The 20,202-nt window shown below is 72.2% G+C and carries 21 protein-coding genes; 8 read left to right on the forward strand and 13 right to left on the reverse strand.

Going from position 1 to position 20,202, the window contains the following annotated elements; genetic code table 11:
• The first annotated feature begins 27 nt into the window (after positions 1-27).
• The 6 genes from ACIOD1_RS25900 to ACIOD1_RS25925 all read left to right on the forward strand — a co-directional run bounded on the left by ACIOD1_RS25900 (position 28) and on the right by ACIOD1_RS25925 (position 5,814).
• Positions 28-933: an A/G-specific adenine glycosylase gene (locus ACIOD1_RS25900; RefSeq protein WP_365615143.1), complete on the forward strand. Its 906-nt coding sequence runs from the start codon at positions 28-30 to the stop codon at positions 931-933.
• A gap of 212 nt (positions 934-1,145) precedes the next feature.
• Positions 1,146-1,706 carry a SigE family RNA polymerase sigma factor gene (locus tag ACIOD1_RS25905; protein WP_365615147.1) on the forward strand — a complete coding sequence of 187 codons (561 nt, stop codon included), beginning with the start codon at positions 1,146-1,148 and terminating at the stop codon, positions 1,704-1,706.
• 38 nt (positions 1,707-1,744) lie between these two features.
• Positions 1,745-2,398: a hypothetical protein gene (locus tag ACIOD1_RS25910; protein WP_365615150.1), complete on the forward strand. Its 654-nt coding sequence runs from the start codon at positions 1,745-1,747 to the stop codon at positions 2,396-2,398.
• A gap of 159 nt (positions 2,399-2,557) precedes the next feature.
• Complete coding sequence (gene cseB, locus ACIOD1_RS25915) at positions 2,558-3,268, forward strand: two-component system response regulator CseB (protein WP_365615153.1); 711 nt, start codon at positions 2,558-2,560, stop codon at positions 3,266-3,268.
• Positions 3,265-4,578 carry a two-component system sensor histidine kinase CseC gene (cseC, locus tag ACIOD1_RS25920; protein WP_365615156.1) on the forward strand — a complete coding sequence of 438 codons (1,314 nt, stop codon included), beginning with the start codon at positions 3,265-3,267 and terminating at the stop codon, positions 4,576-4,578. Before cseB ends, cseC begins: the two co-directional genes overlap by 4 nt.
• A gap of 108 nt (positions 4,579-4,686) precedes the next feature.
• Positions 4,687-5,814 carry a LamG domain-containing protein gene (locus ACIOD1_RS25925; RefSeq protein WP_401904899.1) on the forward strand — a complete coding sequence of 376 codons (1,128 nt, stop codon included), beginning with the start codon at positions 4,687-4,689 and terminating at the stop codon, positions 5,812-5,814.
• A gap of 63 nt (positions 5,815-5,877) precedes the next feature.
• Here the strand turns inward: ACIOD1_RS25925 and ACIOD1_RS25930 are convergent, their stop codons facing one another.
• Together ACIOD1_RS25930 and ACIOD1_RS25935 are read right to left on the reverse strand one after the other, a co-directional pair.
• On the reverse strand, positions 5,878-6,486 hold the full coding sequence (locus tag ACIOD1_RS25930) for a M23 family metallopeptidase (RefSeq protein ID WP_365615162.1): 609 nt from the start codon (positions 6,484-6,486) through the stop codon (positions 5,878-5,880).
• Between the two features lie 506 nt (positions 6,487-6,992).
• The gene (locus ACIOD1_RS25935; RefSeq protein WP_365615165.1) at positions 6,993-9,518 is read right to left on the reverse strand and encodes an ATP-dependent Clp protease ATP-binding subunit; all 2,526 of its coding nucleotides are present in this window, start codon (positions 9,516-9,518) and stop codon (positions 6,993-6,995) included.
• Between the two features lie 452 nt (positions 9,519-9,970).
• Between ACIOD1_RS25935 and ACIOD1_RS25940 the strand changes: the two genes are divergently transcribed.
• Positions 9,971-10,597 carry an SCO3374 family protein gene (locus ACIOD1_RS25940; RefSeq protein WP_401904902.1) on the forward strand — a complete coding sequence of 209 codons (627 nt, stop codon included), beginning with the start codon at positions 9,971-9,973 and terminating at the stop codon, positions 10,595-10,597.
• Here ACIOD1_RS25940 and ACIOD1_RS25945 read toward each other — a convergent pair.
• From ACIOD1_RS25945 to ACIOD1_RS25995, 11 genes are all read right to left on the reverse strand, one after another.
• Positions 10,576-10,914, reverse strand: a complete 339-nt coding sequence (locus tag ACIOD1_RS25945) for an Lsr2 family protein (protein WP_365615171.1) — start codon at positions 10,912-10,914, stop codon at positions 10,576-10,578. The genes ACIOD1_RS25940 and ACIOD1_RS25945 overlap by 22 nt on opposite strands.
• Before the next feature lie 165 nt (positions 10,915-11,079).
• Entirely contained in the window at positions 11,080-11,610 is a 531-nt protein-coding gene (locus ACIOD1_RS25950) for an amino-acid N-acetyltransferase (RefSeq protein WP_401904904.1), read from the reverse strand.
• A gap of 9 nt (positions 11,611-11,619) precedes the next feature.
• Positions 11,620-12,075, reverse strand: a complete 456-nt coding sequence (locus ACIOD1_RS25955; protein WP_365615177.1) for a BlaI/MecI/CopY family transcriptional regulator — start codon at positions 12,073-12,075, stop codon at positions 11,620-11,622.
• Between the two features lie 75 nt (positions 12,076-12,150).
• Complete coding sequence (locus tag ACIOD1_RS25960) at positions 12,151-12,318, reverse strand: hypothetical protein (RefSeq protein ID WP_365615180.1); 168 nt, start codon at positions 12,316-12,318, stop codon at positions 12,151-12,153.
• A 13-nt stretch (positions 12,319-12,331) separates the two neighbouring features.
• A complete protein-coding gene (locus ACIOD1_RS25965) occupies positions 12,332-12,943 on the reverse strand; it encodes a hypothetical protein (RefSeq protein ID WP_365615183.1) in 612 nt (203 codons plus the stop codon).
• A gap of 84 nt (positions 12,944-13,027) precedes the next feature.
• A complete protein-coding gene (locus ACIOD1_RS25970) occupies positions 13,028-13,222 on the reverse strand; it encodes a DUF397 domain-containing protein (protein WP_365615186.1) in 195 nt (64 codons plus the stop codon).
• A gap of 246 nt (positions 13,223-13,468) precedes the next feature.
• Positions 13,469-14,278 (reverse strand): type III pantothenate kinase, encoded by an 810-nt coding sequence (locus tag ACIOD1_RS25975; protein ID WP_365615189.1) that lies wholly within the window; start codon positions 14,276-14,278, stop codon positions 13,469-13,471.
• 3 nt (positions 14,279-14,281) lie between these two features.
• Positions 14,282-15,250, reverse strand: a complete 969-nt coding sequence (nadC, locus tag ACIOD1_RS25980) for a carboxylating nicotinate-nucleotide diphosphorylase (RefSeq protein ID WP_365615192.1) — start codon at positions 15,248-15,250, stop codon at positions 14,282-14,284.
• A 2-nt stretch (positions 15,251-15,252) separates the two neighbouring features.
• Positions 15,253-16,992: an L-aspartate oxidase gene (locus ACIOD1_RS25985; RefSeq protein ID WP_365615195.1), complete on the reverse strand. Its 1,740-nt coding sequence runs from the start codon at positions 16,990-16,992 to the stop codon at positions 15,253-15,255.
• Positions 16,989-17,996 carry a pantoate--beta-alanine ligase gene (panC, locus tag ACIOD1_RS25990; RefSeq protein ID WP_401904908.1) on the reverse strand — a complete coding sequence of 336 codons (1,008 nt, stop codon included), beginning with the start codon at positions 17,994-17,996 and terminating at the stop codon, positions 16,989-16,991. Before panC ends, ACIOD1_RS25985 begins: the two co-directional genes overlap by 4 nt.
• Positions 17,993-18,907: a DUF2520 domain-containing protein gene (locus ACIOD1_RS25995; RefSeq protein ID WP_365615201.1), complete on the reverse strand. Its 915-nt coding sequence runs from the start codon at positions 18,905-18,907 to the stop codon at positions 17,993-17,995. Before ACIOD1_RS25995 ends, panC begins: the two co-directional genes overlap by 4 nt.
• A gap of 133 nt (positions 18,908-19,040) precedes the next feature.
• Between ACIOD1_RS25995 and ACIOD1_RS26000 the strand changes: the two genes are divergently transcribed.
• Complete coding sequence (locus tag ACIOD1_RS26000) at positions 19,041-20,183, forward strand: beta-eliminating lyase-related protein (protein WP_365615204.1); 1,143 nt, start codon at positions 19,041-19,043, stop codon at positions 20,181-20,183.
• Positions 20,184-20,202: the final 19 nt, after the last annotated feature.

Here is a 20,202-nt window from a genome sequence, read left to right on the forward strand (position 1 = left end):
CCGAAACGTGTCAGGATGCCGTCTGCCATGACTGCATCCGCATCCCTTTCACCCACTCCGTCCACCGCGCTGCACACCCCCGTGATCGCGTGGTTCGACGAGCACGCCCGCGACCTGCCCTGGCGCCGCCCCGAGGCCGGCCCCTGGGGGGTCATGGTCAGCGAGTTCATGCTCCAGCAGACCCCCGTCAGCCGAGTCCTGCCGGTCTACGAACAGTGGCTCGCCCGCTGGCCCCGCCCCGCCGACCTGGCCGCCGAGGCGCCGGGCGAGGCTGTACGCGCCTGGGGGCGGCTCGGCTACCCCCGCCGGGCCCTGCGGCTGCACGGCGCGGCAGTGGCGATAACGGAACGGCACGGGGGCGACGTGCCCCGTGACCACGCGGCCCTGCTGTCGCTGCCCGGGATCGGCGAGTACACGGCCGCCGCCGTGGCCTCCTTCGCGTACGGGCAGCGCCACGCGGTGCTCGACACCAACGTCCGCCGGGTCTTCGCCCGCACCGCGACCGGCGTCGAGTACCCGCCGAACGCCACCACCGCCGCCGAGCGGCGCCTGGCGCGCGAGCTGCTGCCCGAGGACGAGGGGACGGCGGCCCGCTGGGCGGCGGCCTCCATGGAACTCGGGGCGCTGGTGTGCACGGCCAAGAGCCCGGACTGCGCCCGCTGCCCGGTGGCGACGCTGTGCGCCTGGCGCCTGGCGGGGAAGCCGGCGCACGAGGGTCCGCCCCGGCGCGGGCAGACGTACGCCGGGACCGACCGGCAGGTCCGCGGCAAGCTCCTGGCGGTGCTGCGGGAGGCGGTCGGGGCGGTTCCGCAGGCGGTGCTGGACACCGTCTGGGACGAGCCGGTCCAACGGGCCAGGGCGCTGGACGGGCTGGTCTCCGACGGCCTGGTGGAACCCCTCGCGCACGCCATGTACCGCCTGCCGCAGGGCTGAGGGGCGTACCCCCGGGGCCCGACGCCCGGCTCGAAGTTGACTCACCGATTCCGCTTCGAGCCGGGAAACCGCAGCTCACAGGCGCTGTTACACAACCTACGGGTGTCCGTGCGCCCACCGAAGGCTGACCCGCACAGTGCCGTGACAACCCCTCCGTACCTTCGGATCAGCAAGACGGCGGAGACGTGGCGAACGGCAGCGGAGGGTCTGAGATGGCGCACGGCGAGGTACTCGAATTCGAGGAGTACGTACGCACCCGGCAGGACGCCCTGCTGCGCAGTGCCCGGCGCCTGGTCCCGGACCCCACCGACGCCCAGGACCTCCTGCAGACCGCCCTCGTGCGCACCTACGGCCGCTGGGACGGCATCGCCGACAAGTCCCTGGCCGACGCCTACCTGCGCCGCGTCATGATCAACACGCGGACCGAGTGGTGGCGGGCCCGCAAGCTCGACGAGGTCCCCACCGAGCAGCTCCCGGACGCCTCCGTCGAGGACGGCTCCGACCAGCGCGCCGACCGCGCCCTCCTCATGGACATCCTGAAGGTTCTCGCGCCCAAGCAGCGCAGTGTCGTCGTGCTGCGACACTGGGAGCAGATGAGCACCGAGGAGACGGCCGCGGCGCTCGGCATGTCGGCGGGAACCGTGAAGAGCACCCTGCACCGCGCACTGGCCCGGCTCCGCCAGGAGCTGGAGAGCCGGGACCTGGACATGCGTGCCCTGGAGCGCGGCGACCACACCAGCCGTTACGAGGGGCGGGAGCGGTGCGCGGCCTGAAAGGCCAAGACCTGAGCGGCAGAAGCTCGGTGGTACTGATGTCGGCGGGGACGGTCGTCCTCGTCGGCACGGTCGTGTTCGCGGTCGGATGCTCCAGCGGAGGCACCGGCCTGCGCGACGGCGGCCCCGCCCGCACCGAGTCCGTGTCCCGGAACATGCCGCCGTCGGGCAGCGCGGACAGCGCTCCCGCCGCCCCGGGGCACTCCCCCGCGACCGTCACCGGCAACCCCGCCGGCAAGGTCGACCCGGTGGCCCTGCTGAAGGCCGACCCGAAGGTCAGCCCCGAGGTGAAGCGGGACCTCAAGCCCTGCTCGGGCAAGGAGTACCCGATCGACGTCAGCTACGGGAAGGTCACCGGGAGCAGCGAGGTCGACATCGTCGTCAACGTCCTGTCCTGCGCCGACGCCCTGGGCCGCGGCTCGTACGTGTACCGGGCGGACGGCACGAAGTACGAGAATGTCTTCGCGGACGAGCAGCCTCCCGTCTACGCGGAGATCGACCGCGGCGACCTGGTGGTCAACAAGCCGGTCTACGGGAAGAGCGACGCCCTCGCCTACCCCTCCGGCGAGGACGTGATCACCTACCGCTGGGACGGCGAGAAGTTCACCGAGCAGGACAGGGTGCACTCGGACTACAGCAACGTGGTCGACGGCGGGAACGCGCCCGCCCCGGCCGTCACGCCGAAGAACTGACCCGAAGAAGCCGATAAACCCGGAAGCCCAGAAGCACGAAAGCACGGAAGCCCCAGAAGCCGAGAAGCGCAGACGCCGGGAAGCGACGAGCCCGAAGCGACCGCAGCCCGAGCGCCCGCGGCTCGAAGCGACGTACGAAGTGAAGTGAGGATGGGCGGCATGGCCGAAACCCATGTGCTGTTCGTGGAAGACGACGACGTCATCCGGGAGGCCACGACCCTGGCGCTGGAACGCGACGGGTTCGTGGTCACCGCCATGCCCGACGGACTGTCCGGCCTGGAGTCCTTCCGCGCGAACCGCCCCGACATCGCCCTGCTCGACGTGATGGTCCCCGGCATGGACGGCGTGAGCCTGTGCCGGCGCATCCGCGACGAGTCCACCGTCCCCGTCATCATGCTGTCGGCCCGCGCCGACTCCATCGACGTCGTCCTCGGCCTGGAGGCCGGCGCGGACGACTACGTCACCAAGCCCTTCGACGGCTCCGTCCTGGTCGCCCGCATCCGCGCCGTCCTGCGCCGCTTCGGCCACGCCGGCGGCGCCCGGGGCGGCTCGGGCAACGGCGACGCGGACGACGACGGCATCCACGGCGTGCTGTCCTTCGGCGACCTGGAGATCGACACCGAGGGCATGGAGGTCCGCAAGGCGGGCGTCTCCGTGGCCCTCACCCCGACCGAGATGCGCCTGCTGCTGGAGTTCTCCTCCGCGCCCGGCACCGTCCTGTCCCGCGACCGGCTCCTGGAGCGGGTCTGGGACTACGACTGGGGCGGCGACACCCGCGTCGTCGACGTCCACGTCCAGCGGCTGCGCACGAAGATCGGACAGGACCGGATCGAGACCGTCCGCGGCTTCGGTTACAAGCTCAAGGCATGAGCCGCTTCACCCTGCGCACGGGCATCCGCTGGAAGATCACCCTCGCCATCGCCGCCGTCGGCGCGCTCACCGCGCTGGCGCTCAGCCTGGTGGTGCACAGCGCTGCCCGGGTGTCGATGCTGGAGAGCGCCCGCGACCAGCAGTTGGAGCGGGTGCAGTTCATCGCCCGCAACGCCGACGCCGGGCGCAAGCCCCCCATGGGAGCCAAGCTCAACGACCCGGAGCTGCCCGGCGAACTGCGCCGCAAGGCCCAGTCCGGCCGCCGGGGCACCTTCATCCAGGAGAACCCCAGGGGCGTTCCCGAGGTGTGGGCCGCCGTACCGCTCGGCAACGGACAGGTGCTCTCCCTGCACCTGCCGTTCCGGGAGAGCGCCAACATGGTGCGCGACCTCGACCGGGCCCTGGTCGTCGGCTCCCTGGCCGTGGTGATCGGCGGCTCCGCGCTCGGCGTGCTCATCGGCGGGCAGATCTCCCGCCGGCTGCGCAAGGCCGCTGCGGCGGCGCAGCGCATGGCCCACGGGGACGGCGAGGTCCGCGTACGGGACGCCGTGGGCGGGGTCGTACGGGACGAGACGGACGACCTCGCGCGGGCCGTGGACGCCATGGCCGACGCCCTCCAGCAACGGCTGGAGGCCGAGCGGCGGGTGACGGCCGACATCGCGCACGAGCTGCGGACCCCGGTGACGGGCCTGCTCACGGCGGCGGAACTGCTGCCTCCCGGACGCCCGAGCGAGCTGGTGCGCGACCGCGCGCAGGCGATGCGGGCCCTGGTGGAGGACGTGCTGGAGGTGGCCCGGCTGGACAGCGCGTCGGAGCGGGCCGAACTCCAGGAGGTGGCGCTGGGCGAGTTCGTGAGCCGCCGGGTGTGCGCGCTGATGCCGGAGGCCACCGTACGGATCGTCGCGGACGAGATCGTCAGCACCGACCCGCGCCGGCTGGAGCGGATCCTCGGCAACCTCCTCGCCAACGCGGCCCGCTACGGGCGGGCGCCGATCCAGGTCGACATCGAGGGCCGGGTCGTCCGCGTGCGGGACCACGGGCCGGGCTTCCCCGAGGCGCTCCTGCGGGAGGGTCCGAGTCGCTTCCGCACCGGGTCCACGGACCGTGCGGGGGTCGGGCACGGGCTGGGGCTGACCATCGCGGAGGGCCAGGCGCGGGTGCTGGGGGCGCGGCTGACGTTCCGCAACGTGGCGGCGCCGGGCGGAGCGGAATCGGAGGGCTCGGCGGCGGGCGCGGTGGCGGTGCTGTGGCTGCCGGAACACGCGCCGACGGCGACGGGCAGCTTCCCGATCATCAAGCTGCCGGGCTGAGCGGAAGGGCCCCGGGACCCGCCGCGGCGAGTCCCGGCGGAGCGTTCGCGGCCGTATCGGAACCATCGGGCGTTCGCCTGTCGACCGCGATGTTTTAGCATCCGTGCCATGACTGACGGTACGGATCACCCGCACGGCCCCCAGCCCGACCCCGCCTCCGGGAGCGGCGGCGGTTACGGATACCCGCCCGGGCGGATACCGGACGGGTACGGCTACCCCGGGCCCGCACAGCCCAACCCGTACCAGCCCGAGCCCGCCCAGGGCCCCGGGCAGGGCTTCGGGCCGCTCCAGCCCCCGCCGCAGCAGCAGGTGGAGGCCTTCAGCTCCACCCCGCAGCCGGACTGGCAGGCCCTGGCCGACCGGACCGAGGCACAGCAGCGCAAGCGTCGGACGCTGAAGGTCGGGATCGGCGCGCTGGTGGTCGTCGTGGTGGCGGCGGGCGCGGGGTTCTTCGTACTGGGCGGCTCCGACGAACCGGACGACAAGCCGGTCGTGGCCACCTCGGGCTCACCGAGCCCGTCGGGCAGCGGGGAGCAGTCGGCGGACCCGAAGGCCCCGGAGGACGACTCCCCCACCGTCGAGGGCGAGCCGAACCTGCTGCGCGACCGCACGGGCAGGATGGGCATCGCGCTCGGTCCGGGCGCCTCGCTGGGCGAGCTGGCCAAGCGGACCGAGGTGCGGTTCAAGGGGACGGCGGAGTCGTACGCGCAGGGCGCCGAGGCGGCCGTCGACGTCACGAAGAGCTTCACGGTCTCCACGCGCGCCTACAACGTGTCCGAGACCGGTTCGCGGATGGCGGTCAGCCAGGGCGACGGGGTCTCGTACTCCTTCGAGCTGGGCTTCGAGGTCGTGAACGGCAAGAAGGCGTGGGTCTTCCGGGTCCAGACCGGCGACAAGGGCCAGGCGGCGACGGCCCAGCAGGTCGTCGCGGACAACGTGGACACCGTACGGAACTGGGTGCTGCTGACCGGGACCTACGACGCCGAGAAGAAGACCATCGCGCTGTGGGTGGACGACAAGCTCGCCGGTCAGGCGCCGGTCTCCGGGGTCTGGGCGGGCCCGGGCCCGCTCCAGTTGGGGCGGGCCCGTCACCACGGCATCTGGAGCGCGGCGTGGGACGGGCCGCTGGACCACGTCCGCGTCTTCGACACGGCGCTGACCCAGGAGGCCGTCACGGGCCTGAAGAACAACAAGGTCGACAAGAAGTCGAAGCAGACGCACTCCTGGCTCATCTGACCGAGGGGCCGGAAGGCCGGAAGGCCCGCGGCCGGAAGGGCGGCGGGCCGGGCGGTCAGCGGGTCAGACCGTGACGCCGACGTTGCGCAGGAAGGCCACCGGGTTGACGGCCGAACCGTAGTTCGCGGTGGTGCGGATCTCGAAGTGCAGGTGCGGGCCGCTGGAGTTGCCGGTGTTGCCCGACAGCGCGATCCGCTGGTCCTTGCCGACCTTCTGGCCGATCTTGACCTGGATCTTCGAGAGGTGCGCGTACTGGGAGTACGTGTTGTTCGCGTGCTTGATCACGATGGCGTTGCCGTAGGCCGGGCCGTCGCCGCCGCCGTTGGGGCCGGCCTTGACGACCGTGCCGGAGGAGGCGGCCTTGACCGGGGTGCCGACGGGGACGGCGAAGTCCTGGCCGGAGTGCTTGTGCGACCACATGGTGCCCCCCTTGCCGAAGGTGGCGGACAGCGTGTAGCCCTTCACGGGCTTGTCCCACAGGCCGGACTTGGCGACGGCGGCCTGGGCCTGCGCCTGGGCCTGGAGGGCTACCTGCTCGGCGGCGGCGGGCAGGGTGGGGGCCTCGTCGGCGAAGGCGGCGGTCGTCCCCGCACCGAGGGCCAGGGCCGCACCGAGACCGGTGGCGGCGAGGGCGATACGGGTACGACGGGTGCTGACGCGCTTCGCGAACATCTGGGGGACCTCCGAGGCCGGGGACAAGGACGTGCTGCGGGCAAGAAAGGACCCGACGTGCTGCGACCGTTGGCCGTGGCTGCCGGGCTTGCTCCACCTTGGTAACCCGGGCCCCCCGGCTTCCCCAAACACCTCCGTTACTACCGGGGCTCGTAGGAGCACCGGGGCTGTCCGGCCTGTTGACGGTGGCACCACTAGGGCGGGGGGTGGACAAATCGGTCGGCAAAATCTACGAGACCTCCTAGTAGGTCCGTTTTGCCCTGTGCGGCTTGTCACCGGCGCGCACGGCCCCCAGTGACCGCGGTCACCCCGAAAACCCCCGCCCACGGGGCCGCGCCCACCACCCCCGACGAAGGCCCGCGCGCTCCCGCACCCGCACCCGCGCCCCCCGAGGGGCCCGACGGGGCCCAGGAGGCCGTACCGGGCCCGGACACGACGAAGGGGCGGGCCCCGGGACATGATGTCCCGGGGCCCGCCCCTCTGCGTCTCTACGAGCGGCTAGCCGCTCACGCGCCCTTCGTGAGGTCCGGGCCGGAGCCCGTGGCCTCGACCGGAGGGTGGTCGGGCAGAGCCGACTTCTCCTCGCCGCGGAAGGTGAACTTGGCTTCCTCGCCCTCACCCTCCACACCGACGACCACGATGTGACCGGGACGCAGCTCGCCGAAGAGGATCTTCTCCGACAGCAGGTCCTCGATCTCGCGCTGGATCGTCCGGCGCAGCGGGCGCGCACCCATGATCGGGTCGTAGCCGCGCTTGGCCAGGAGCTGCTTCGCCTCACCGCTGAGCTCGATGCCCATGTCGCGGTCCTTGAGGCGCTGGTCCACCTTGGCGATCATCAGGTCGACGATCTGGATGATGTCTTCCTGCGTGAGCTGGTGGAAGACGACCGTGTCGTCGACACGGTTGAGGAACTCAGGCCGGAAGTGCTGCTTGAGCTCGTCGTTGACCTTGGCCTTCATCCGGTCGTAACCGGTCTTGGTGTCGCCGGCTGCGGCGAAACCGAGGTTGAAGCCCTTGGAGATGTCCCGCGTACCCAGGTTGGTCGTCATGATGATGACCGTGTTCTTGAAGTCCACGACCCGGCCCTGGGAGTCGGTCAGGCGACCGTCTTCCAGGATCTGGAGCAGGGAATTGAAGATATCCGGGTGCGCCTTCTCGACCTCGTCGAAGAGGACGACGGAGAACGGCTTCCGGCGGACCTTCTCGGTCAGCTGGCCGCCCTCTTCGTAGCCCACGTAGCCGGGGGGCGAACCGAAGAGACGGGAAACCGTGTGCTTCTCGCTGAACTCCGACATGTCGAGGGAGATCAGCGCGTCCTCGTCGCCGAAGAGGAATTCGGCGAGCGTCTTGGACAGCTCGGTCTTACCGACACCGGACGGGCCGGCGAAGATGAACGAGCCACCGGGACGCTTCGGGTCCTTGAGACCCGCACGGGTGCGGCGGATGGCCTGGGAGAGCGCCTTGATGGCGTCCTTCTGGCCGATGACGCGACGGTGGAGCTCGTCTTCCATGCGCAGGAGGCGGGAAGACTCCTCCTCCGTGAGCTTGAAGACGGGAATGCCGGTCGCGGTCGCGAGGACTTCGGCGATGAGCTCGCCGTCGACCTCGGCGACGACGTCCATGTCGCCGGCCTTCCATTCCTTCTCGCGCTTGGCCTTCGCGGCGAGCAGCTGCTTCTCCGAATCACGGAGGGAAGCCGCCTTCTCGAAGTCCTGGGAGTCGATGGCCGACTCCTTGTCGCGGCGCACGCCCGCGATCTTCTCGTCGAACTCGCGGAGGTCCGGCGGTGCGGTCATCCGACGGATGCGCATCCGGGAGCCGGCCTCGTCGATCAGGTCGATCGCCTTGTCCGGCAGGAAGCGGTCCGAGATGTACCGGTCCGCCAGCGTCGCCGCCTGGACGAGGGCCTCGTCCGTGATGGAGACGCGGTGGTGGGCCTCGTAGCGGTCGCGCAGGCCCTTGAGGATCTCGATCGTGTGGGGGAGGGAAGGCTCCGCCACCTGGATCGGCTGGAAACGGCGCTCCAGCGCCGCGTCCTTCTCAAGGTGCTTGCGGTACTCGTCGAGCGTCGTGGCACCGATGGTCTGGAGCTCACCACGGGCCAGCATCGGCTTCAGGATGCTCGCGGCGTCGATCGCGCCCTCGGCGGCGCCCGCACCCACCAGGGTGTGGAGCTCGTCGATGAACAGGATGATGTCGCCGCGGGTGCGGATCTCCTTGAGGACCTTCTTCAGGCGCTCCTCGAAGTCACCGCGGTAGCGGGAACCGGCGACCAGCGCGCCCAGGTCAAGGGTGTAGAGGTGCTTGTCCTTGAGGGTCTCGGGCACCTCGCCCTTGACGATCGCCTGGGCGAGGCCCTCGACGACGGCGGTCTTGCCGACGCCGGGCTCGCCGATGAGCACCGGGTTGTTCTTCGTACGGCGGGACAGCACCTGCATGACCCGCTCGATCTCCTTCTCGCGCCCGATGACCGGGTCGAGCTTGGATTCGCGGGCCGCCTGGGTGAGGTTGCGGCCGAACTGGTCCAGGACCAGCGAGGTCGAGGGGGTTCCCTCGGCCGGGCCGCCTGCGGTCGCCGACTCCTTGCCGCCTCCGGTGTAGCCGGAGAGCAGCTGGATGACCTGCTGTCGAACCCTGTTGAGATCGGCGCCCAGCTTCACGAGGACCTGGGCGGCGACGCCCTCGCCCTCGCGGATCAGGCCGAGCAGGATGTGCTCGGTGCCGATGTAGTTGTGGCCGAGCTGGAGGGCCTCTCGGAGCGAAAGCTCCAGGACCTTCTTCGCCCGCGGGGTGAAGGGGATGTGCCCGGACGGGGCCTGCTGGCCCTGACCGATGATCTCCTCAACCTGCTGACGAACAGCCTCGAGCGAAATCCCGAGGCTCTCCAGGGCCTTAGCGGCGACACCCTCACCCTCGTGGATCAAGCCCAGGAGGATGTGCTCGGTGCCGATGTAGTTGTGGTTGAGCATCCGGGCTTCTTCCTGAGCCAGGACGACAACCCGCCGCGCGCGGTCGGTGAACCTCTCGAACATCGTTTATCGCTCCTCAGAGCGGTCGGGCAGTTCGGGGTCGGTCCCCGCCCTGTCCTTCCGCATGCTAGTCCCGCGGGGCGGGACAGCTCATTCCAACTGCCGACATCCGTCCGCGGCTCACCCCCACATCGGTGAAGGAAAACCGGCTTGAAGAGCCGACAACTGCTCCAACCCGATAGTGGGAGACGATGTTCCCGCAGGCCAGGCAGATACCCGTCACGCGTGTACGCCGATGGCGAACGGGACCCGGCCAAATCAGCGTGTCGCCCCGATCCACTAGGAATGTCTTACCCGTAAGGACCGACACTCCATGCCGATGGGCACCCTTCCCTCCGCTACGGGCGAACACGCCCGCGTCCCGAATGTCGCGCTCCACTCCGCGGATGTTTACGTTCCGCATTCGAGCGGGTGCGCTGCGTAACCCCGCGGCGGGGCGCGGAGTTGCTCCGTTCATGGTCCTCGACCCCGTGGGTTCCCTCCGCGTCCCCTCGCCCCGTCCCGCTCCCGGGCCGGACGCGTACGTCTGCCGGTACGAGTGGCGCGAGTGGTACGAGCGGACGCTCGGCTGGACCCTCGCGGGCGGGCCGCCCGTGCGGCTCGTCACGGGGGTCACGTTCGACGTCCTGGAGCTGCCGGCCGACGCGGGGGCGGCGCTGCTGCGCGGACCCGTCGTGACCGGTCCGGTGGCGGCGTCGGGGCGCAGGATGCGCTTCCTGGTCGCTCCGGGCGGTGCGGAGGAGCTCGACGGACTGCTGGACTGGCTGGAATGGGGCGGGGTGGCCCTGGATCTCGCCGCTTTGGGCGAGGGGGGCTCGATCACCGCTCCGGCGCCGCCCGAGCTGATGCCGGGGAGGCCGTCCGGAGAGGTCCCGCAGGGGGCCGCCGTGTGGTTGCGGCCCCCCGAGCCGGGGTGCGAGGCGTTCCTTCCGGCCCTGCCCGTCACCGGGCGGGGTACCGGGCCCAGGCCCCCGAGGGGCGTTGTCGGGCCCGATCTCGTACGCCTGGTGGCCGCGGCGGCGACGGAATGTCACCGGGCACGGCTGCGAAGGCGTACGCCTCAGCCGTTGGCCTTGTCGTAGGCCTCTTTGATTTCGGCGGGAACGCGGCCACGGTCGTTCACGTTGTAGCCCTTCTCCTTCGCCCACGCGCGGATGAGAGCGGTGTCGGGATTGCCCGCCGACGCGGCGGCGCGGCCCTTGGCACGACCCGCGGAGACACGACCGCCGGTGCGGCGACCGCCCTTGGCGTACGGATCGAGCAGACCGCGGAGCTTTTCAGCGTTGGCGGTGGTGAGGTCGATCTCGTAGGTCTTGCCATCCAGAGCGAACGTCACGGTCTCGTCCGCCTCGCCACCGTCGAGGTCGTCGACAAGAAGGACCTGAACCTTCTGTGCCACCGGATTTCCTTTCATCGAAAATGCAGTACGCGGAAAGGAAACCGCTTTTGCCTGGAAAACACAAACCCCCGGTGAGAGGTTCAGGACCTCAACAGGGCGGGAAACGTGCGCGATTCGGACATAGGCCACAGGCGGGCAGAGGCCTGGAAAAGCCGTCCTGATCCATCAGAGGTGCAGAAGCATCCGACTGTTGCCCAAGGTGTTCGGCTTCACTCGTTCGAGACCGAGGAACTCCGCGACGCCCTCGTCATAGGAACGCAGCAGCTCCATGTAGACATCGGTCTCCAGCGGGGTCTCGCCGATCTCGACGAACCCGTGCTTCGCGAAGAAGTCCACTTCGAAGGTGAGGCAGAAAACCCGGCTCACGCCGAGCAGGCGGGCCGTCTCCAACAACTTGGCGAGCACCTGGTGCCCCAGGCCGGAACCCTTCAACTCGCGGTCGACGGCGAGAGTGCGGACTTCGGCGAGGTCTTCCCACATGACGTGGAGAGCGCCGCAGCCCATGACCTGTCCGTCGGAGTCGCGTTCCGCGACCCAGAACTCCTGGATGTCCTCGTAAAGGACGACAGGGGCTTTGTCGAGCAGGATCCGCTGCTGCACGTACTGGTCGAGGAGGCGGCGCAGCGCCGGAACATCACGGGTGCGCGCGCGGCGGATCGTCACTGATTTCGTGTCTGCGGTGGAAAGCTCTCCCATACCCGGACGTTATCGCCCCGGGTCGGTCCCGTGTGCGCCGGACTCCCCTTCCGGGGCGGGGGAAGGCGCGCTCTCGGAGGCGGTGGGGCCGGCCGGATCCGGGGCGTCGGTCTGGACGACGCGGATGGCGTTGCGCAGGGCCTCGCGCTGTTCCTGGGACATCATGCCGAAGAAGGCGACGAGGGCGGCCGCCGGGTTGTCGCTGGTGGACCAGGCCTCGTTCATCAGTGCGGCCGAGTAGGCGGCGCGGGTGGAGACCGCCGTATATCGATAGGCGCGGCCTTCGGCTTCCCGGCGGACCCAGCCCTTCTGATGGAGATTGTCCATAACGGTCATGACCGTCGTGTACGCGATGGACCGTACCTGCTGGAGGTCTTCCAGGACTTCGCGAACGGTGACCGGGCGGTTCCACTGCCACACCCGCGTCATCACCGCGTCTTCGAGTTCTCCCAGGGGGCGAGGCACAACAGCACGATAGTGCGGGTTGCGGTGAATTGCCCGACTATTCGGCGGCAACGCGCGGTGGAAACCGCGCGGCGGTTACTTCTGGGCCTGCCGGGCGGTCTCGGCGCGGGAGAGGACGGCGTCGACGGCGGCGTCCTCCTTGGCCTTGTTGGCGCCGCCCTGGCTCTTCACGATCGTCACGACGAGGGCGATGAAGAACGCGGCCATCACGATGGGGGGCACGAGCGCGGAGACGTAGTCCATGCCCCCAGCGTAGCTATCCGACCGCTCGACCCGACGACGGGGGCGGGGTGGGCTTGCGGCGCGGCGGGAAGACCTCGCCGGGGGTGGGGACGGGCCGCCCGGGCCGTTCGGGGGCCGGGGGCTCCTTGGGCGCGGGCCGGGGCGGACGCGGGTCCGCGGCGCCGCGGGGCTCCTCGCGGCCTCCGGCCAGGGACAGCAGCCGGGTGCGGGGCGCGGGGGTCGCGGACAGCCGGCGGCGTACGGAGCGCTCGGCGACGCCCTGGGCCCGCTCCAGGACGGCGGCGGCGACCGGGTTGGCCCGCAGGGCGCGCAGGGCGGCGAGGTCGTCGGGCTGTGGCTCGTAGCCCGCGGCGAGGGCGTCCTGGAGGAGCTCCAGGTACCCCGACAGGCTCCCGGGGAGGGCTTCGCGGTAGCGGGCGAGGTCGGCGAGGAGGAAGGCCCTGAGCCTGCCCGCCTCCGCGGCCGCTTCGTCCACCGACGCGGCGAGGCGCAGGCAGTCCTGGACCTCGGCGGCCGGCAGGGCGGCCGAGGAGGGCTGGAGGGCGTGGGCGAGGAGGCGCCTGAGCGTGCGCAGCTCGGCGGCGCTGAACGCCATGCCGCCGCGGGATCCGTAGGGCGTGGGCATGCGCCGAAGATACGCGCTAATCGGACAAAATCCCCTGAGGGTGGAGGAATGCGGCGCGGCGGAGGGCGGCCCCGCCGCCGCCGGTCAGCCGGTCTCCTTGACGGCCCTGACGAAGTCGGCCCACGCGGCGTGCGTGGTGGCCATCACCAGGTGGGCGGGGTCGGCGCGGTCGGCGACCCGCACCAGGGTGCCGGGCGCGGCGGCCACGTAGACACAGGCGTCGCCGCTGCTCGCGCAGTAGGACGACTTCCGCCAGTCGGGCCGGGCGTTCGCGGTCATGGTGTCTCCTCCACGGTGGACGAGGTCGCGGTCGTTCTCGGGCGAGACGGTATCCCCGACGGGGGCACTGTCCGGCCACTTCGGGGAAAAACATACGCTTCGCTCACGCGTCCCCCTCCTGCCGCGCGTGGTTCGACGGGCGACCCGACCCCCGCGTCATGCGACGGGGAAGGCGTGCGCGGGAAGCGGCGCCGGCCCCCGCCCCGGGCCTGCGGGGAGGAGGCCGGCGGGGGCGGGGGCCGCGCGTCACTCGAAGGTGGGCGCGTTGCGCTCGTAGACCAGGCGCAGGCCGATCAGGGTCAGCCAGGGCTCGTGGTCGTCGATCGAGGAGGCCTCGCCGAGGACGATCGGCGCGAGCCCGCCGGTCGCGATGACGCGGACCTCGTCCGGTTCCCCGGTCGGTCCGACCAGCTCCTTGGCCATGCGGGCGACGATCCCGTCGACCTGGCCCGCGAAGCCGTAGACCACGCCGGACTGCATCGCCGCGACCGTGGACTTGCCGATCACGTTGCGCGGACGGGCCAGCTCGATCTTGCGGAGCTGGGCGCCGCGCACGCCGAGGGCCTCCATCGAGATTTCGATGCCCGGGGAGATCACCCCGCCCACGTACTCGCCCTTGGTGGAGACCGCGTCGAAGGTGGTCGCCGTGCCGAAGTCCACGACGATCGCCGGGCCTCCGTACAGCTCGACGGCGGCGACCGCGTTCACGATGCGGTCGGCGCCGACCTCCTTCGGGTTGTCCGTCAGGATCGGCACGCCCGTCTTGGTGCCGGGCTCCACCAGCACCGCGGGGACGTCCCCGTAGTAGCGACGGGTGACCTCGCGCAGCTCGTGCATGACGGAGGGGACCGTCGCGCAGATCGCGATGCCGTGGATGCCGTCGCCCAACTCCGTGCCGAGCATCGGGTGCATGCCCATCAGGCCCTGCATCAGGACGGCCATCTCGTCGGCCGTCCTGCGCGGGTCGGTCGAGACGCGCCAGTGCTCGACGATCTCGTCACCGTCGAACAGGCCCATGACCGTGTGGGTGTTGCCTACGTCGATGGTGAGGAGCACGGGTTACACCGCCTCGCGCAGGTCGAGGCCGATGTCCAGGATCGGCGAGGAGTGCGTGAGGGCGCCGACCGCGAGGAAGTCCACCCCGGTCTCGGCGTACGCGCGGGCGGTGTCCAGGGTCAGCCGGCCCGAGGACTCCAGGGTGGCGCGGCCGGCGACGAGGGCGACGGCCTCGGCGGTCTGCTCGACGGTGAAGTTGTCCAGCAGGATCAGGTCGGCGCCGGCCTCCACGACCTCGGTGACCTGGGCCAGGGTGTCGACCTCGACCTCGACCGGGACCTCCGGGAAGGCCTCGCGGACGGCCTTGAAGGCCTGCGCGACCCCGCCGGCCGCGACCACGTGGTTGTCCTTGACCAGCGCCGCGTCCGACAGGGACATGCGGTGGTTGACGCCGCCGCCGCAGCGGACCGCGTACTTCTCCAGCGAGCGCAGGCCCGGGGTGGTCTTGCGGGTGTCGCGGACCTTGGCGTCCGTGCCCTCCAGGACGTCCGCCCAGCGGCGGGTGGCCGTCGCGATGCCCGACAGGCGGCACAGGATGTTCAGGGCGCTGCGCTCGGCGGTCAGCAGGTCGCGGGTACGGGCGCGGACCGACAGCAGGAGCTGCCCGGCCTCGACCGCGTCGCCGTCCTCGGCGTGCCGCTCGACCTCGAAGGCCTCGGTGCAGACGACCGAGAAGACGGCCTCGGTGATGCGCAGCCCGGACACGACGCCCGCCTCGCGGGCGACGAAGTCGGCGACGGCCTCGGCTTCCTCGGGGACGGTGGCGACGGTGGTGACGTCGACCCCGCCGTCGAGGTCCTCGGACAGCGCCATGTGCGCGATGTCCTCGACCTCGATCGGGTCGAGGCCGGCGTCCTCCAGGAGCTGGGCCAGAGCCGGGTCGAGGCCGGTCTCCTCGCCCTCGCCGCAGCCGCAGTCGTCGCCGCAGCCGCCTTCGTTCTGGTCGATCAGGGGGAGTTCGGGGGTGCTCACGGTCAGTGCTCCTGGCTGAGGGGGTGGAGTACGGACGGAAGGTCCGCGGAGTCGGTGGGGGTGACGACCAGCGCCCGCTTCTCGGTCGCGGAGAGCCGGACGACGAGGTGGCGGCGCCAGGCGGCGTCGTCCCGGTCGGGGTGGTCCTCGCGCCAGTGGCAGCCGCGGGTCTCGGTGCGCCGTTGGGCGGCGGCGACCAGGACGCGGGCCACGCACAGCAGGTTGGTCGCCTCCCAGGTGTCCACGCCCGGCACGGCGGTCTTCCCGTGGGTCTCCAGCTCGCCCAGAGCCCTCGCGTAGAGGTCCTCCAGGGCGGCGGCGGCCGTGTCCAGCGAGTCGGCGGAACGGAGCACGCCCGCGCCGTTCGTCATGATCCGCTGGATCTCGTGGCGGGCCTCGACGGGCTGTAGCGGGCCGGTCGCGGGGACTGGTATCCCCGGGCCGCTGCCGGCCGCGGCGTTCGCGACGACGTCGTCGGCGATGCGCTCGGCGAAGACCAGGCCCTCCAGCAGGGAGTTCGAGGCCAGCCGGTTCGCGCCGTGCACGCCGGTGCAGGCGACCTCGCCGCAGGCGTACAGGCCCGGGACGGTGGTGCGGCCGTGCAGATCGGTGCGTACGCCGCCGGAGGCGTAGTGCGCGGCGGGGGCCACCGGGATGGGCTCGGTGACCGGGTCGATGCCGTGGGAACGGCAGGCGGCCAGGATGGTCGGGAAGCGCTGCTCCCACATCCGGGCGCCGAAGTGCCGGGCGTCCAGGTACATGTGCTCGACGCCCTGCTCCTGCATGCGCCGCGTGATGCCCTTGGCGACGATGTCGCGCGGGGCCAGCTCGGCCAGCTCGTGCTGACCGAGCATGAAGCGCACCCCGTCGGCGTCGACCAGGTGCGCGCCCTCGCCGCGGACCGCCTCGGAGACCAGCGGCTGCTGGCCCTCGGCGTCCGCGCCGAGGAACAGCACGGTGGGGTGGAACTGGACGAACTCCAGGTCCGAGACCTCGGCTCCGGCGCGCAGCGCGAGCGCGACGCCGTCACCGGTGGAGACCGACGGGTTCGTGGTCGCGGAGAAGACCTGGCCCATGCCGCCGGTCGCGAGGATCACGGCGGGGGCGTGGACGGCGCCGACGCCGTCGTGCTGCCCCTCGCCCATGACGTGCAGGGTGACGCCGGCCGTGCGGCCCTCGGCGTCCTGGAGGAGGTCCAGGACGAGGGCGTTCTCCACGGTCTCGATCCCGGCGGCCTGGACGGCCTCGACCAGGGCGCGGGAGATCTCGGCGCCGGTGGCGTCGCCGCCCGCGTGCGCGATCCGGCGGCGGTGGTGGCCGCCCTCGCGGGTCAGCTCGATCTCGCCGGTCTCGGCGGAGGTGTCGAAGACGGCGCCGGTGGCCATGAGCCGGCGGACCGCGTCGGGACCCTCGGTGACGAGGAGGCGTACGGCGGCCTCGTCGCACAGGCCGGCGCCCGCGACGAGGGTGTCCTCCAGGTGCTGCTCGGGGGTGTCGCCGTCGCCCAGGGCCGCGGCGATGCCGCCCTGAGCCCAGCGGGTGGAGCCGTCGTCGAGGCGGGCCTTGGTGACCACGACCGTACGACGGCCCCCGGCGGCGCAGCGCAGCGCCGCGGTCAGGCCGGCGACGCCGGAGCCGACGACCACGACGTCCGCTTCCACGGACCAGCCGGGGGCGGGGGCGTGCAGCCGTATGCCGGTCCCGGTGCCCGCGCCTGCGGGGCTTGTGCCTGTGGTGCTCACGGGTGTGCTCCGAACTCCAATGGAATGTTGTCGATCAGCCGGGTCGTGCCGACCCTCGCGGCGACGGCCAGCACGGCCGTCCCGGTGAAGCGGGGGCCGACGTCGGTGAAGTCCCGCGGGTCCACCAGCGCCAGGTAGTCCAGGGCGAGCGGCGGATCGTGCCGGGCCGCCTCCTCCAGGAGGTGCCGGGCAGCGGCCCGTACGGCGTCCGGCAGGCCGGACCCGGCGACCGAGACGGCGTGCGCGTCGGCCGAGGCGCGGATCTCGCCGAGCCGGGCCAGGCCCGCGGCGCGCTCGTCGCTGGTGGGCAACGCCTCGGCGCGGGCGCGCAGGGCGGCCTGCGCGGCCAGCCGGTCGCGGCCCGCGAACAGCGCGCGGGACAGCGCCAGGGCGGTGCGCCGCTCCTGCGGGGAGAGGTAGCGGTTGCGGGAGGACAGGGCGAGACCGTCGTCCTCCCGCACGGTCGGCACGCCGACCACCTCGACCGGGAAGTTCAGGTCCGTCACCATGCGTCGGATCAGGGCCAGTTGCTGGGCGTCCTTCTGGCCGAAGAAGGCCAGGTCGGGGCGGGTGAGGTGGAGGAGCTTGGCGACGACGGTCAGCATCCCGTCGAAGTGGCCGGGCCGGGTGGCCCCTTCGAGGCGTTCGCCCATCGGCCCCGCCGCGATCCGTACCTGCGGATCGCCGCCCGGATAGACCTCGTCCACGGCGGGGGCGAACACGACGTCCGCGCCCGCCCCGTGGGAGATCAGCAGGTCCGCGTCGAGGGTGCGCGGGTAGCGGTCGAGGTCCTCGTTCGCCCCGAACTGGAGGGGGTTGACGAAGACGGTGACCACGACCTGACCCTCCGGGCCGGCGTGCTCGCGGGCCGCGCGGACGAGGGTCGCGTGGCCCTCGTGGAGGGCGCCCATCGTCATGACGACGGCCCGGCGGCCGGTGCGCGGGAACTCCTCCAGCTCCGCGGCGGTGCCCAACAGGAGCGGGCCGGTGGTCGGGCCGGTCATCGGGCCTCCCCCTCCGGCTCGGCGGAGTCCGCGAGCACGCCCAGGAGCTCCTCGGCGAGTTCGGGCTTGAGCAGGCCGTGCGCGAGGGCGCGGTCGGCGGTCGTACGGGCCATCGCGAGGTAGCCGGCGACGGCGGCCGGGGCGTGCCTGCGCAGCTCCGACACGTGCGCGGCGACCGTCCCGGCGTCCCCGCGGGCGACGGGGCCGGTGAGGGCCGCGTCACCGGAGCGCAGGGCGTTGTCGAGGGCCGCGCCCAGCAGCGGGCCGAGCATCCGGTCGGGGCGCTCCACACCGGCGGTGCGGAGCAGCTCCATCGACTGGGCGACCAGGGTGACCAGGTGGTTCGCCCCGAGCGCCAGGGCCGCGTGGTAGAGCGGGCGGCTCTCCTCCGCGATCCACTCGGCCTCCCCGCCCATCTCGATGACCAGGGCCTCGGCGGCCAACCGCAGCTCCTCGGGGGCGGTCACGCCGAAGGAGCAGCCGGCCAGGCGCTGTACGTCGACCTCGGTCCCGGTGAAGGTCATCGCGGGGTGCAGGGCCAGCGGGAGGGCGCCCGCACGTCGGGCGGGGTCCAGCACCGCGGTGCCGTAGCGGCCGGAGGTGTGCACGAGGAGCTGGCCGGGCCGGACGGCGCCCGTCTCGGCGAGGCCCTCGACCAGACCCGGGAGGGCGTCGTCGGGGACGGTCAGCAGGACCAGGTCGGAGCGCTCCAGGACCTGCGCGGGGGTCACCAGAGGCACGTCGGGCAGCAGCCGCGCCGCGCGGCGCACGGAGGCGTCGGAGACCCCGGAGACGGCGACGGGGTGGTGTCCGGACTGCTGGAGGGCGCGGGCCAGTGCGGGGCCGACCCGGCCGGCGCCGACGACGCCGACGGAGAGCCGGGCGGGGCGCGGCTGCTGGGATGAGTTCACGCGGGGAATGCCTTCCGTTCCAGTCCGCGGGGGGTACCGGACGATACGTCGCCATGCTAGCCCCTGGGGCCCGCCCCGGTCCGGCGGCCGCCGGGGGCCCCGACCGGGGCACGGGCGGGGCATGATCGGGGCCATGACGGATGACGCGGAACGCAGGAAACGGCTGGTGGCGGCGTGCCGGGGGGCCGAGCGGTCCCTCTCCACGGGGCTGCGGGAGCCGACCGTCGCCGAGCTGCTGGCCGAGCTGACCGACGCCGCGGCCGGCGCGGGGTACGACCTGGACGAGCCGGGCGACCTGTACGGCGGCGGGATCGTCGAGGAGCTGGAACGACGGGTCGCCGAGCTGCTCGGCACCGAGGACGCGGCCTTCTTCCCCACGGGGACGATGGCCCAGCAGATCGCGCTGCGCTGCTGGGCGGGGCGCACCGGCAACCCGGTGGTGGCCCTCCACCCGGAGAGTCACCCGGAGCGCTGGGAGGGCGGGGCCCTGTCGGTGGTCTCGGGGCTGCGCACCGCACACCCGACGCAGGACCCCCGCCTGCCCACCGCGGCCGAGGTCACCGGCCTGACGGAGCCCTTCGGCACCCTGATGCTGGAGCTGCCGCTGCGCGACGCGGGGTTCGTGCTGCCGTCCTGGGAGGAGCTGGAGGCGGTGGTGGACGCCGCCCGCGAGCGGGAGGCCGTCGTCCACCTCGACGGGGCCCGGCTGTGGGAGACCACCGTCCACTTCGGCAGGCCGCTGGACGAGATCGCGGCCCTCGCGGACTCCGTCTACGTCTCCTTCTACAAGTCCCTCGGCGGGCTGAGCGGGGCCGCGCTGGCGGGGCCCCGGGGCTTCGTGGAGGAGGCCAGGGTGTGGCGCCACCGGTACGGGGGCCAGGTGTTCCGCCAGTTCCCGCAGGCCCTGTCCGCGCTCGCGGGACTGGAGCGGGAACTGCCGAAGCTGCCGTCCTACGTGGAAGGGGCGCGGGTCGTCGCCGGGGCACTGTGGGAGGGCTTCGCGCAGGCCGGCGTCCCGTGGTTCCGGGTCCACCCTGAGGTGCCGCACACGCACCAGTTCCAGGTGTGGCTGCCGTACCCGGCGGACCGCCTCACGGAGGCGGGGGTCCGGCTGGCGGAGGAGACCGGGACGGTCCTGTTCCGGGAGTGGTCCCCCCAGGGCGCCCCGGGCCTGTCGGCCACGGAAGTCACGGTGACCGCCCCGGGCCTCTCCTGGACCCCGCAGGACGTCCGCACCGCCCTGACGGCCTTCCTGGAGCGCGTCGAGGAAGCCTGAGGGGGCGGGGGGACGGGGT

This window comes from Streptomyces sp. NPDC088097 (assembly GCF_044741845.1).
Classification (GTDB): Bacteria; Actinomycetota; Actinomycetes; order Streptomycetales; family Streptomycetaceae; genus Streptomyces.

What these genes read in the sequence shown, in the direction of transcription:
- panC (WP_401904908.1), bottom strand. Translation starts at nt 17,996, where the DNA reads ATGACCGGCCCGACCACCGGCCCGCTCCTGTTGGGCACCGCCGCGGAG.
- ACIOD1_RS25905 (WP_365615147.1), top strand. Translation starts at nt 1,146, where the DNA reads ATGGCGCACGGCGAGGTACTCGAATTCGAGGAGTACGTACGCACCCGG.
- ACIOD1_RS25925 (WP_401904899.1), top strand. Translation starts at nt 4,687, where the DNA reads ATGACTGACGGTACGGATCACCCGCACGGCCCCCAGCCCGACCCCGCC.
- cseC (WP_365615156.1), top strand. Translation starts at nt 3,265, where the DNA reads ATGAGCCGCTTCACCCTGCGCACGGGCATCCGCTGGAAGATCACCCTC.
- ACIOD1_RS25940 (WP_401904902.1), top strand. Translation starts at nt 9,971, where the DNA reads ATGGTCCTCGACCCCGTGGGTTCCCTCCGCGTCCCCTCGCCCCGTCCC.
- ACIOD1_RS26000 (WP_365615204.1), top strand. Translation starts at nt 19,041, where the DNA reads ATGACGGATGACGCGGAACGCAGGAAACGGCTGGTGGCGGCGTGCCGG.
- ACIOD1_RS25960 (WP_365615180.1), bottom strand. Translation starts at nt 12,318, where the DNA reads ATGGACTACGTCTCCGCGCTCGTGCCCCCCATCGTGATGGCCGCGTTC.
- ACIOD1_RS25900 (WP_365615143.1), top strand. Translation starts at nt 28, where the DNA reads ATGACTGCATCCGCATCCCTTTCACCCACTCCGTCCACCGCGCTGCAC.
- ACIOD1_RS25970 (WP_365615186.1), bottom strand. Translation starts at nt 13,222, where the DNA reads ATGACCGCGAACGCCCGGCCCGACTGGCGGAAGTCGTCCTACTGCGCG.
- cseB (WP_365615153.1), top strand. Translation starts at nt 2,558, where the DNA reads ATGGCCGAAACCCATGTGCTGTTCGTGGAAGACGACGACGTCATCCGG.
- ACIOD1_RS25965 (WP_365615183.1), bottom strand. Translation starts at nt 12,943, where the DNA reads ATGCCCACGCCCTACGGATCCCGCGGCGGCATGGCGTTCAGCGCCGCC.
- ACIOD1_RS25910 (WP_365615150.1), top strand. Translation starts at nt 1,745, where the DNA reads ATGTCGGCGGGGACGGTCGTCCTCGTCGGCACGGTCGTGTTCGCGGTC.
- ACIOD1_RS25935 (WP_365615165.1), bottom strand. Translation starts at nt 9,518, where the DNA reads ATGTTCGAGAGGTTCACCGACCGCGCGCGGCGGGTTGTCGTCCTGGCT.
- ACIOD1_RS25930 (WP_365615162.1), bottom strand. Translation starts at nt 6,486, where the DNA reads ATGTTCGCGAAGCGCGTCAGCACCCGTCGTACCCGTATCGCCCTCGCC.
- ACIOD1_RS25950 (WP_401904904.1), bottom strand. Translation starts at nt 11,610, where the DNA reads ATGGGAGAGCTTTCCACCGCAGACACGAAATCAGTGACGATCCGCCGC.